Below are 14,225 nucleotides of genomic sequence, written 5' to 3'. Positions count from 1 at the left end.
TTGTCCTTTTCATCATAGATGGGAGTACCCCAAGCCTCGATCGGAATAATCTTGTTGCCTTGGTGGATTTCCATATCCTCAGCGGTGGCACTTTCGCCTCTCAACGCTCGCACAATTGGCAATTCAGCAGAGGAATATTCCCGATCTGTACCAGCTTTATACACTTGATAAACCTCGGAGATTTGTTCGCTGGTAACTTGAGGAATAACTCCTTTACCTAATAATTGAATAGCAACGCGATTACTATAATAAGGTTTGCCAGAAGCATCCAGCACTGACACCCCCACTGGAATTGCTTCTAAAAATTGAGCCAGTCTGTTCTCACTTTCGCGTACTTCTGTATAAAGCTTAGAATTTTGAATCGAGATAGCTGCCTGTCCTGATAACACTTTTAATATTTCCACTCTTTCTGGGGTAAAAGCTCCCGCTGTCAGATTGTTTTCTAGGTAAACAATACTAATGATTTGAGATTGGTTAATCAGTGGCACACATAAAATTGATTTGGGCTGATGCTTTTGGATGTAGGAGTCGTTGGTAAATTGTCCTTCTCGGACAGCATCATCTAGTACCACGCTTTCTTGAGTGCGAGCCACATAGTTGACAATTGCGGAGGAAAGCTCTTGACAGGTTTCAACGGGGATTGACTGCAACACGGTGACTTGTTCAGAGTTTATGGATCCTTCAGCTTCAATTAATAGCTTTTCCTGGTTTGATAAAAGGAGATATCCTCTTTGCGCCCCCGCATTCTCAATCAAAATTTTCATCAAGTTAGACAGTAGTTTATTCAGCAATATTTCGCCAGAAATTGCGATCGTTGCTTTCATTACTGTGGTTATATCTAAGTTAGTAGCCCAACCACTGATCGTCATTTTTGCGCTAGATTTAGTGTTTTTTATCCCCGGTTGAAGAGGTTTTAATAACTGGGGATATCGCCTTTCTAAATCTTTTACCTTAGCAGTTGCTCCCCATTGGACATAACAATAATACGCCTCAATCATGTAGAGTTGGGCAAATTTTTCTTTACCCCATTCTAGGTAAAATTTGGCTGCGAGTTCGTTGGCAAGGGCTTCTTCGTTGAGAAATTGATTTTCTTTAGCGAGGGAGATGGCGCGATCGTACATTTCAATCGCCTCAGCTTTATTACCCAACACCCGTTGCCGTTGGGCCTCAACTAAATACCATTTATGCAGATAATTCATCGGAGCATTTTGCGCCCATTGGTGCAGAGTGGTTTGATGGGTTTCCACCAGGGTGAGAATTTCAGCTTGCTCGGTTTCTGGCTGTATGGGGAAGAGTGCCAAGTGCGTCAGAGCTGCATAAAAATGGAAAGCGGGAACAAAAACTAATCCCGATACTGCCATTAAATACTGTTTTGCTTGGGCAATGTGAGCTAGGGCAGCCGTGTAATTGCCATAGCAGTAAGCAAGCAACAGTTTACAGATGTAAGCCATAGCGATCGCCGTTAATTCATTATCCTGATGGTGCTTAGGAATCATCACCCTTTCATCGTAGGCAGTTCCGATTAAGCAATCCGACAGAATACGGGCTTCCCTCAAGTTCAACACCATCTGCTGCTTCATATCTAAATAAACCCGAGCAGAATATTGCTTAACCTGAGCCAAGGCAGCACTATAACTTGCTAGTTCTGATTCCACAGTATCTAGTTCTATTCCACCAAAAAAGTTGGAATCAAAGTAAATATTTATGCTGTAGCCTGCGTATAGAAAGTCGCCAGTTTCCATGCCAGCCGCAAAGCCATCTTTCAGCGTCGGTATCATTGCCCTCACAGATTCTTGATGATGCTGAATCCAGCCAACAAACAAAAAGAGAACTATAGACTTGAATTCTGGCACATTGAACCGATCCACCAAGTTCCGTGCCAATTTCCCAAAGCCATAGCCTGTTTCCACCTCTTTTAAAAAGGCACACAACACCATTCCGTGAATCGCATAACCTACCGTCGATGCCGGTGCATTCCCAAAGGAGAGCGATAAACTCACCATCGTGGAACTAAGCAGGGGCAGCAAACCGGGCATTCCCAGGAAAATGGTTGGAAACAACATTCCTAACAGTTGAATGGCTGCCTGAGTCTGTGGATTTGTCATCACGGGCAGATCGACCAGTTCCTCAATTTTTCTGTCTTGGAGTTGGCTAGCCAGGGCTTGCAGCGCTTTACCAATCAAGGCTTCATCCGGTTCAGTCGGGAGTTCAACTCCCAATTGCAAGAGTGCATCGCTTGCTACTGCGATCGCCTCCAACATTTGACTCTGGGCTGTGTGAGTAGCGATTTGAATTTCATAAATTTTAACTTTATCTAAAATCGTCTGGGCTTCTTGCAACACCATTGCTGCTATCTGTTCCATACCATCAAAGTCGCCATTCAAATAGGCAACTTCGGTAGCAGCAATATAGAGATTCAGGGTCAACTCATACTGACTTTTCCAGCAGTTGGCTGTCAGTAGATTGATTCCTGTTTGCAGATAGACCATTGCGGCTGCGTAGGCGGTAGAACTTCTTGCCTTACCTCCCGCTTCTAAGTTGAGTTTGGCTAAGGCTTCTCGTTCGCTTAATTGATTGATTAACTCAATCCCTTGATTGAAATGCCCCACAATATCAAATAGTTTCTCCTCTCTTTCTCTGTCCGAATATTTTTGTAGGAGTAACTCTCCAATTTTGAGATGAGTGGCTTGTTTTTGGTCGTCGGGAATCAATGAATAAGCTGCTTGCTGGACGCGATCGTGCAGAAACTTATAAATTGGGTTAGTAACAGACTGATTCAGGGATTGAACGTCTGTTTGAATTAAGCTATAGCCTTCTGTAATCTGTAAAATGAGTCCTTCTTGTAAGGCTTTCCACAATGCTGATGCCGTTTGTTCGGGGAATTCTTCGTTGACTATTGCCAAGGTATCTAAATCAAACTGCGCCCCAATGCAGGCGGCAAGTTTGAGAACATCCTGAGTAATGGCCGGCAACTTCTGCAATTGCGCCGCCATAAACTCCACCACATCCGAGGCGTGGGTAAGTCTAGCTTGAGCAATATCGCACTGCCACCCCCCTTTACTTCCCCCCTTACTAAGGGGGGACACAGGGGGGTCAAAAGTAATTTGACCCTCTTCATACAGCGACTTGAGGAATTGAGTCGAGAAAAAGGGATTACCTTTGGTTTTTTGATAAACCAGTTCTGTCAATGGCCCGGCAAAGGATAAATTACAAATCAGTGTATCTGCTACCAACTGATTGAGATCTGCTAAACTCAACGGTTGCAAGGTAATAGTATTCACCACTGCCCCAGACTTCACAATCTCATCCACCGTCAACATAAACGGATGAGTCGGTGACACCTCATTATCCCGATAAGCACCTAACACTAACAGATGCCCCCTATCCTCCATTAACACTTGTAGCAACTTCAGGGATGCCGAATCTGCCCACTGTAAATCATCTAAAAACATCACTAATGGATGTTCTGCTGTGGTAAATACTTGCACGAATTTCTGCATCAGCAGATTAAAGCGATTTTGGGCGGCACTCCCCGACAATTCTAGTGCAGGATTTTGAGCGCCAATGATGTGTTCTAATTCAGGAATCACCTCAATCAGCACTTGCCCACTCTCGCCTACTGCGGTGAGAATCATGGTTTTCCATCTGTGTAACTGAGCGTCACTTTCTGATAATAATTGTCCCATCAATTCCCGAAAAGCTTGTACAAATGCAGAGAAGGGAATATTGCGTTGAAATTGGTCGTATTTGCCTTTGATAAAATAGCCACGCTGTCTGGCGATCGGCTTATGGACTTCGTTCACTACTGCGGTTTTACCAATCCCAGAAAAGCCGGCCACCAGCATCATTTCACTGCCGGATAAATGCGATCCCCCCCCGCCCTGGGCGGGCACGGGGGCACCGCCCCTACAAAGGGGGGAGTCACATGAAGCCCTATTTATTAAGGGGGGGTGGGGCGATCGTCTTGATGCAATCCGTTCAAAGGCAGCTAATAGATTATCAACTTCACTTTCCCGGCCGTATAACTTTTCGGGTATCAGGAAACGGTCTGTAATATCTCGCCTTCCCAAGTCAAATTCTTCTATGCTATCGGTTTGTTGTAATTGCAGCAGACACATTTCTAAATCATGCTTTAGCCCCCCGGCTGTTTGATAGCGGTTTTCTGCGTTCTTCGCCATCAGTTTACTGACAATTTGAGACACAATTAGGGGAATTTCTGGCTCGATTTCATGCGGGGTAAGTGGCTGTCTAGCAATGTGGCAGTGAACAAGTTCTAAAGAATCTTCAGTCTCGAAAGGTAGTTTTGCTGTCAGCAATTCGTAGAAGGTGACACCGAGGGAGTAAAAGTCAGTCCGGTAATCGAGAGTGCGATTCATTCTCCCCGTTTGTTCGGGTGAAATATAGGCTAATGTGCCTTCTAAAATGTTGGGGTTTTTCAGGGTTGGCGTTTCCCGCGTTAGCTGAGTAGAAATGCCAAAGTCAATAATTTTTAATTGTTCTGTTTCCGGGTTGTAAACAATATTTGAGGGATTAATATCTTTGTGGATGATGTTGGCGCTGTGAATTTGCCCTAAAATTTCTGTAGTTGCGATCGCAATTTGTAAAAATTCCTCCAGAGTAAACTTTCGCTGCTGCATCCAAATTGTCAAGGATTCCCCGCCAAAGTCCTCCACAAACATCACGAGGCTGTTTTGGTATTTTTGCAAGTCATAGACTCGCACGACTCCCGCCTCTTTCAACTCTTGGGTGATGCGATATTCGGTGCGGTAGCGCGCCAATTCTTGAGGTGTGGGGTAGCTTTCTTTGAGAAGTTTGAGGATAATTGGCCCTTTATCTGCTTCCCCAATCGCCCGGTAAACCAGAGAGTTGACACTTTCGTAAAGCAGCGTCTGGACGGCAACGCCTGGAATCGAGAGCATATTGATTTTTTTGGTAAAAATTAAAGCTAACTCAAAAGGCACCAGCTTTGTGTATAGAATAGCACGTTAGAAAGGTAATTTTTTTTTGTAACAAATCTTTAGTTTTTAATGTAGCGATCGAGCTTTGGACTTTTATCATTAATCTACATTGTGTAGCCTGTCTTTAATTTTTGTGCGATTTCTTAAAGTAGACTGACAGCGTTCCCAATAAATTTTAGCGACGGCATCCCCCGGATTCTGACGCCAACACTCCGAAAACAGCCGCGCCGCTTTAGCTAACTTCCCTTCCGAGTAAATTTCCCAAGCTTCTGCAAACAATTCCAGCGTAGCTAACTTGCCCTCTTTAATTTCTAGCGTCAGCATCAAACACCTCATCAAGGTCACATAACTCCCATGCCATCAATCATAGCTGACTGAATAATTGTATAAGCCTCTACCCAAGCTTTTTCAGTTTCAGGTGTCCACTCTAAACCCATCTGCGCTTTCAGGGATTGAATGAGTGCATTGGCCACAACAGGAAAATGTTCTACTGAAACGCCATATTTGGCATGAGTTGCACCTAATCCTTTAGCAAAAACATTAATTAACTTAGGTTTCCGTAAATTTTCAATAATGATTTCTAAGCTTTGCCAAAGCTTTTCTTTTTGCTGTGCCATTCTTGTATTCATAAAAAGAGCTTTGATCTGAGAAGACTCATTAAAAAGTATTTCATAAAAGTTACTTACAAATTCATCAGAGTGAGGCTTAATTAATGCTAAACTTCTCTCTAATAGCTCGATATTTAAACTGATATTTTTTTGTTCACACCATTCCCAATAAATTTGAGCAACTTGATCCGAAGGGCAGACTTCTAAACATTGAGCAAATAATGCTGTGGCTTCGATAAATTTCTGTTGCCGATATAAGCTCACAGCTTGATTAAATAAATCTTTGGTTGCTAATTTTCCTCGCTTTGTTTCAGGAATATCTGCCTCAAAAACTTCATAAATTGTAGATAAGTCTACTTTTCCCTTCACACTAATTTGAGCGATCATGCGAATAGCATAGTTGCTAGGATTAGCTAACTTATTAAAAGTCTGCTGTGTAATCAGTAAAGCAACACCATAATTTTTTGTTAATCCTTCCACACGAGAAGCTAAATTCACCGCATCACTAATTACCGTCGTATCCATGCGATTTGGCCCGCCCACCGTGCCTAACATTAAATTCCCAGTATTAATGCCAATGCCAATCTTAATCGGGACATAGCCAGAATTAACCCGCTCTTGATTGTATACTTGAAGTTGATGCAGCATGGCAATACTGGCATTTACTGCATTATCAGCATTACCGCTAAATAGGGCCATAATCGCATCACCAATATATTTATCAATAAAGCCATGATTCTCAATAATCGCTGATTCCATCCGAGATAAATAAGCATTAATGAACTGAAAATTATCCTCCGGCGTCATACTTTCCGAAAGCGTAGTAAAGTCGCGAATATCAGAAAATAGCACCGACATTTCTAACTGCACTTGGTCGCCCAATTCGACATCGACAATGCTTGGTCTATCTAAAAAATGGAGGAACTGATTGGGGACGAAGCGCTCGTAAGCTTTGTTGAGTTTAAAAAGTTCATTGGTGAACCTGATCTGCTCTGTTTCGGCTTTTTTGCGCTCTGTGATATCTTGAAAGGCTACAATTGCATAAGAAATATTGTCATTTTCATCATAGATGGGAGTAGCCCAAGCCTCTATCGGAATAATCTTATTACCTTGGTGAATTTCCATATCCTCAGCGGTGGCACTTTCGCCCCTCAGCGCTCGCACAATTGGCAATTCTGCAGAGGAATATTCCTGATCTGTACCAGCTTTATACACTTGATAAACCTCGGATATTTGTTCGCTGCTGCCCTTACAAATAACTCCTTTACCTACTAATTGAATAGCTGCGCGATTACTATAGTAAGGTTTGCCAGAAGCATCCAGCACTGACACCCCCACTGGAATTGCTTCTAAAAATTGAGCGAGTCTGTTCTCGCTTTCGCGTACTTCTGTATAGAGTTTAGAATTTTGGATCGAGATCGCCGCCTGTCCAGATAACACTTTTAATAGTTCCACTCTTTCTGGCGTAAAAGCTCCGGCTGTTAGATTGTTTTCTAGATAAACAATACTAACGATTTGAGATTGGTTAATTAGCGGCACGCATAAAATTGATTTGGGCTGATGCTTTCGGATGTAGGGGTCGTTGGTAAATTGTCCCACTCGGACAGCATCATCTAGTACCACGCTTTCTTGAGTGCGGGCTACATAATTGACAATTGCGGAGGAAAGTTCTTGACAATCTTCAACGGGGATTGACTGCAACACGGTGACTTGTTCGGAGTTTATTGTGCCTTCAGCTTCAATTAACAGCTTTCCCTGGCTTGATAAAATCAGATAGCCTCTTTGCGCCCCTGCATTTTCCATCAAATTTTTCATCAAGGTAGACAGTAGCTTATCGAGCATTATTTCACCGGAAATCGCCTGATAAGCTTTCATTACTGTGCTGATATCTAAGTGATTCACCAAACCCGTATTCGTCACGGTTGCGGTAGTCTTAGTGTTTTTTCTTCCAGCTTGAATAGGTTTTAATAACTGGGGATATCGCGTTTCTAAATCCATTACTTTAGCAGTGGCTCCCCATTGGACATAACAATAATATGCCTCAATCATGTAGAGTTGGGCAAAATTTTCTTTACCCCATTCTATGTAAAATTTGGCTGCCAGTTCGTTGGCAAGGGCTTCTTCGTTGAGGAATTGATTTTCTTTGGCTCCAATGATGGCGCGATCGTACATTTCAATCGCCTCGGCTTTATTGCCCAAAACGCGATGCTTTTCAGCCTCAATCAAATACCATTTATGCAGATGATTCATGGGAGCATTTTGCGCCCATTGGTGCAGAGTCGTTTGATGGGTTTCCACCTCAGCAAGAATTTCAGCTTGCTCCATGTCTGGCTGGGCCCGAAAAAGTGCCAACTGGGTAAGGGCTGCATAGAAATGGAAAATGGGAATAATAACAAATCCCGATACTGCCATCACATACAGCTTGGCTTGGGCAATATGGTCTAGGGCAGCCGTGTAATTGCCATAGCAGTAAGCAAGCAGTAGTTTGTAGATATAGGCATTAGCGATCGCCGTGAAGTCTTTGTCCTGATGGTGCTTAGGAATCATCACTCTTTCATCGTAGGCAGTTCCTATTAAACAATCCGGTTGACTTACGGTTTCCCTCAAATTCCACACCCTCTGCTGGGCCATATTCAAATAAGTCTGGGCAGAATATTGCTTTACCTGGGCCATGAAAGCGCTGTAACCTGCTATTTCCGCTTCCCAAGTGTCTAGTTCTAGCCCACCGAAAAAGTTGCTAGAAAAGTAAATATTTATGTTGTAGCTAGCGAATAGAAAGTCGCCAGTTTCCATGCCAGCCGTATAGCCATCTTTCATTGTAGGTATCGTTGCCAAGAGAGATTGTTGGCGATGCTGAATAAAGCAACCAAACACAAACAGAATCATGGACTTAAATTCCGGCACATTGAACCGATCCAGCAATGAAAGTGCCAATTTACCAAAGGCATAGCCCGTTTCCACCTTTCCTAAAAAGGCACACAGCACCATCCCGTGCATCGCATACCCCACCGTCGATGCGGGTGCATTCCCAAAGGAGAGCGATAAACTCACCATAGTGGAGCTAACTAGGGGTGTTAAACTCGGCATTGCTTGAAAAATGGGCGTACATAACATTCTTAAGAGTTGCATAGCTGCCCGATTCTGTGAATTTGTCATCACAGGCAAGTCAACCAGTTGCTCGATCAGTCTGTCCTGAAGTTGGCTAGCCAGGGCTTGCAGCGCTTTACCAATCAAGGCTTTGTCAGGTTCGCTGGGGAGATCGATCCCCAGTAGTCGCAGGGCATCTCTACCCACTGCGATCGCCTCCAACATCTTGCCCAGGGCTGTCTGGGCAGCAATTTGAATTTCGTAAATTTTAACTTTGTCTAAAATCGTCTGAGCTTCTTGCAATACCTCTGCTGCCATCTGTTCCATGCCATCAAAGTCAGCATTCAAATAGGCAGCTTCGGTAGCAGCAATATAGAGATTCAGGGTCAATTCATACTGACTTTGCCAGCAGTTGACTGTCAGTAGCTCAATCCCTGTTTGCAGATAGACCATTGCGGCTGCGTAGGCGGTAGAATTTCTAGCCTTACGTCCAGCTTCTAAGTTGAGTTGTGCTAAGTCTTCCCGCTCGCTTGGCTGGCTGATTAATTCTTGCCCTAAATTCAAATGCCCGACAATATCAAATAGTTTTTCCTCTCTTTCTATGGCGGAATATTGGTGTAGGAGTAACTGTCCAATTTTGAGATGAGTGGCTTGTTTTTGGTTTTCGGGTATTAGGGAATAAGCTGCTTGCTGGACGCGATCGTGCAGGAACTTATAAGTTGGATTAGCAACAGACTGATTCGGGGATTGAGCATCTGCTTGAATGAAGTTATAGCCTTCTCCAATCACTAAAATGAGTCCTTCTTGCAAGGCATTCCACAGCGCTGATGCTGTTTCTTCGGGTAGTTCTTCGTTGACTATGGCCAATGTCTCTAAATCAAATTGCGCCCCAATGCAAGCCGCCAACTTGAGAACATCCTGAGTTTCTTTGGGCAACTTCTGCAATTGCGCTGCCATCAACTCCACCACATCCGAGGTGTGGGCAAATGTAACTTGAGCAATATCGTATTGCCACCCCCCTTGTACCCCCCTCTGTCCCCCCTTGGTAAGGGGGGATGAAAGGGGGGTCGGGGACACAGGGGGGTCAAAAATAATCAGCCCATCTTCATGCAGCGCCTTGAGGAATTGAGTGGAGAAAAAGGGATTACCTTGGGTTTTTTGATAAACCAATTCTGTCAAGGGCCCGGCTAAGGATAAATCGCAAATCAGCGTATCTGCCACTAACTGATTAATATCTGCTAAACTCAACGGTTGCAGGGTAATCGTATTCACTGCTGCCCCAGACTTCACAATCTCATCCACTGTTAACATAAACGGATGAGCAGCGGACACCTCATTATCTCGATAAGCACCCAATACTAACAGATGCCCCGTATCCTCCATCAATACTTGTAGCAACTTCAGAGATGCCGAGTCCACCCACTGCAAATCGTCCAAAAATATCACTAAGGGATGTTCGGCTTGGGTAAATACTTGCACAAATTTCTGCATCAGCAGATTAAAGCGATTTTGTGCTGCACTCCCCGACAGTTCTAGTACAGCCGGTTGAGCGCCAATGATGCGTTCTAACTCAGGAATCACCTCAATCAAGACTTGCCCGCTCTCGCCTACTGCGATCAGAATCTGGGTTTTCCAGGTTTGTAACTGAGCATCGGATTCTGATAATAACTGTCCCATCAATTCCCGAAATGCTTGCACAAATGCACTGAAGGGAATATTTCGCTGGAATTGGTCGTATTTGCCTTTAATAAAATAGCCCCTAACTCGGGCGATCGGCTTAGGGACTTCGTTCACTACTGCGGTTTTACCAATGCCAGAGAAGCCAGCCACCAGCATCATTTCGGCGCTACCTGTACTAACTCGTTCAAAGGCGGCTAAGAGATGAGAAATTTCAGTTTCCCTACCGTATAATTTTTCGGAAATTAGGAAACGGTCGGTAATATCCCGCGTTCCCAAGGCAAACTGCTCAATGTTAGCCGTTGCTTGTAATTGAAACAGACAAGTTTCTAAATCCTGCTTCAATCCTAATGCAGTTTGATAGCGGTTTTCCGCATTTTTAGCCATCAGTTTACTGACAATTTGCGAGACAATTAGGGAAATTTCTGGCTCTATTTCGTGCGGCGGAACTGGCTGTCTAGCAATGTGGCAGTGAACTAGCTCTAAAGCATCGTCTGTCTCAAAAGGCAGTTTTCCTGTCAGCAATTCGTAGAAGGTGACGCCAAGCGAGTAAAAGTCAGTACGGTAATCGAGAGTGCGATTCATCCTGCCAGTTTGTTCCGGCGATATGTAAGCGAGGGTGCCTTCAATAACATTGGGGTTTTTCAGTATCGGTGTTTCTCTGGTTAGCTGAGTAGAAATGCCAAAGTCAATAATTTTTAATTGTCCCGTTTCCGGGTTGTAAACAATATTTGAGGGGTTAATATCTTTGTGGATAATATTGGCGCTGTGAATTTGCCCTAATGCTTCCGTGGTGGCGATCGCAATTTGCAAAAATTCCTCTAGAGTAAAGGAGGGCTGCTGCATCCAAATTGTCAAGGATTCGCCGCCAAAGTCCTCCACAAACATCACGAGGCTATTTTGGTATTTTTGCAAGTCATAAACTTGTATGACTCCCGGCTCTTTTAGCTCTTGGGTGATGCGGTATTCGGTGCGGTAGCGCACCAATTCTTGAGGTGTGGGGTAGTTTTCTTTGAGCAGTTTGAGGATAATTGGCTCTTTATCTGCTTCCCGAATCGCCCGGTAAACCAGAGAGTTGACACTTTCGTAAAGCAGCGTCTGGACAGCAACGCCTGGAATAGAGAGCATATTGGTTTTTTTGGTAAAAATTAAAGCTAACTCAAAACGCACTAGCTTTCTGTATACAATAGCGCGTTTGAAAGGAAAAAAAAATCTTTTTGTAACAAATGTTTAGTTTGTCCGGTAGCAGCCTGCAAATACTTTGTGGTAGCCCCGATCGCGCTCGCCTAATTTGTATGGTGCACCAACAGTCGATCGCACTTTTGCTTTGATTTTCAGCCCACATTACGCAGCCTGGAGTGTGACACAGCATAATTACGCAGAAAACTCTATTTTTAAAGTAATAAATTATGGCTTTAAAACGTTTTTTATCAGTCTATGTACGGTATAAAACTATAAATCCTACCTGTATTGCTGGCTAAAAACAAGTAAAAACCGATCGTGACAGTTGAGAGTGCAGAATGTGATATGCAGGTATAGCAACCGCCCTGATGGTGACGAGGTTCTTAATCGCTAAGTCTACGCCACAGTTGACCGCACTGAGTAGCTAATACCTTAAAATTATAATTGTCAGATACGTGCTCTGCCAGCTCAAAGCTAATGAAACTAGCCTTATTTTCTATACATGGTGCTGCAATGCTAGCGAGCGCAGCCACTATTGTCAGTACAGCGGTGGTACAAGCACAACCCATTGTTCCTGCACACGATCGCACTGGCACTACTGTCACACCTAGTGGCGATCGCTTGAATATTACAGGCGGCCAAACTTCTAGAGATGGAGCGAATCTTTTCCACAGTTTTCAACAGTTTGGGCTTAGGGAAGGGGAGACTGCTAATTTTATCTCTAATCCCGCTATTCGGAACATCTTAGGACGGGTAGTAGGCGGCAATCCTTCTATTATTAATGGTTTAATTCAAGTAATTGGTGGCAATTCCAACCTGTTTTTAATAAATCCTTCGGGCATTATCTTTGGCCCTAATGCGAGCTTGAATCTTCCGGCTGCTTTTACAGCTACTACTGCTACTAACATCGGTTTTGATTCGGGTTTGTTCAATGTGGCTGGAGCGAACGATTACAGTACCCTGATAGGAACTCCGAACACTTTTTACTTTAATCTAAGCCAACCGGGAAGTATTATTAATGCAGGTAATTTAGCTGCTTTGCCGGGACAAAGTATAACTTTAATCGGCGGTACTGTCGTCAGCACGGGTTCTCTCCATGCTCCCCAAGGTAATATTATTGTCGCTGCTGTCCCCGGTAAAAATGCTGTTCGTATTAGTCAAGAAGGGCATTTATTAAGTTTAGAAATTGGGGTTGTTGACGGGGGATTGTTGGCACAGAATGGGCAATTATCTCTGCCTTTGTCTCTTCCGCAATTGCTTGCTGGCGCAGGTGAGAACTCTGCTACTGGCGTCTCCGTTAACGGTGCAGGAGAAGTGGTTTTGACGGCGGGTTTGAGGGTGGAAAGCGGGGATGTGGCGATCGCTAGTTCTACTGTTAATAGTCAGAATGCTACACTCTCGGCTGCACGTAATCTCACTTTGGTAGAAAGCCAGCTACTTACTGAGAACAATTTGTTTCTGTTGGCAGGAGATACGGTGCGGGTGAGGGATGGCAGTTATCCTTTCAGGGCGATCGCAGGCGGCAATCTTACTATACAAGGTAATCAAAATATTGATATCTTCGCGCTAAATTACCCTAGCCCTGCATTCCAATCCGCAGGGGATATCACATTATTGAGCAATGGCAATGTTTCCGGTGATGCTCACTTCGCTGCCCGTGGTAATTTTTCTATTCTCACATTGTCTGGCAACGGCGGCAGTTTTCTGAGTTTGTACGACCCGATTATTAGCTCCGAGGGAGATGTGAGATTTGGGGATTATACTGGAACCTCACTTAAGGTAGAAGCAAAAGGCGCGATCGCGGCGGGAGATATTACCATCAATGGGCCAGATACTACTTTGTCAGGTTCCGCCGATCCAGATGCGGCGGTGCTTTCAGGTAGTGCAGCTTTAATTTTGCGATCGAGGGTTTCGACTCTGGCGAATGCTGCGAATCTGCCGCCGAATGTCACCGCAGGGGAGACATTTTTTGCTTCACCGGGTGTTGCTTCGGGCAATAGCATCGGAGTGGGAGCGATTTCGACAGCAGGCGGGCCTGTGATTTTGGAGTCAGGAGGGGGCATTGCGCTGGATGCGATCGCCACTTCTGGGGGTAATATTACTCTCAAAGCGGCCAGCGACATCGCCGTTACAGGCACTCTTCAGTCTACTGGCGGCAGTATTGACCTCACGGCTGGCAATCTTCTCACAGTCAGCGGCACTTTTACAGATAGCAGCGGTGTAAATGCGAGCATTTCCAGCGCTAATGGCACGGGTGGCGGCGCGATTACTATTCGCCACGCGGGGAGCACTACTACACCTTTTATTGTCGGCGATGCGACAACGAATGGGACGGCGGGAGCCATTACATCAGGTTCGGAGACTATTTCGCCACAATTCCCGGTGCCGGTGCCGCCTAGCACTTACACTCAGGGCAATATTGCGATCAGTTCTGGCGCGCCATCTCCAACACCGCAACCGACACCATCGCCAACACCGGAACCGACACCGGAACCAACACCGGAACCAACACCGGAACCAACACCGGAACCAACACCGGAACCAACACCATCTCCAACACCGGAACCGACACCACAACCGACACCTTCTCCAACCCCACTACCAACGCCGGAACCGACACCACAACCGACACCTTCTCCAACCCCACTACCAACGCCGGAACCGACACCATCTCCAACCCCACTACCAACCCCACTACCAACGCCGGAACCGA

Annotated in this window: 4 protein-coding genes; 1 reads left to right on the top strand and 3 read right to left on the bottom strand. The window is 44.8% G+C overall.

Annotated features, from left to right (window positions below; translation table 11 throughout):
- From QUA16_RS28545 to QUA16_RS28535, 3 genes are all read right to left on the bottom strand, one after another.
- The coding region (locus tag QUA16_RS28545; protein WP_333181516.1) for an AAA family ATPase at positions 1–4,919 on the bottom strand (4,919 nt) is incomplete at its 3' end.
- 138 nt (positions 4,920–5,057) lie between these two features.
- A complete protein-coding gene (locus QUA16_RS28540; RefSeq protein ID WP_333104421.1) occupies positions 5,058–5,282 on the bottom strand; it encodes a hypothetical protein in 225 nt (74 codons plus the stop codon).
- A 17-nt stretch (positions 5,283–5,299) separates the two neighbouring features.
- Positions 5,300–11,458 carry an AAA family ATPase gene (locus tag QUA16_RS28535; protein WP_333104419.1) on the bottom strand — a complete coding sequence of 2,053 codons (6,159 nt, stop codon included), beginning with the start codon at positions 11,456–11,458 and terminating at the stop codon, positions 5,300–5,302.
- Between the two features lie 567 nt (positions 11,459–12,025).
- Here QUA16_RS28535 and QUA16_RS28530 point away from each other — a divergent pair.
- Positions 12,026–14,225: two-partner secretion domain-containing protein (locus QUA16_RS28530; RefSeq protein ID WP_445305419.1), on the top strand; the 2,200-nt coding region annotated here is incomplete at its 3' end.

The sequence above is a fragment of the Microcoleus sp. S13_C3 genome (assembly GCF_036700905.1).
Classification (GTDB): domain Bacteria; phylum Cyanobacteriota; class Cyanobacteriia; order Cyanobacteriales; family Microcoleaceae; genus Microcoleus.
Note: the sequence above shows the minus strand (reverse complement) of the source record. Positions and strands in the feature narration are given on the sequence as shown.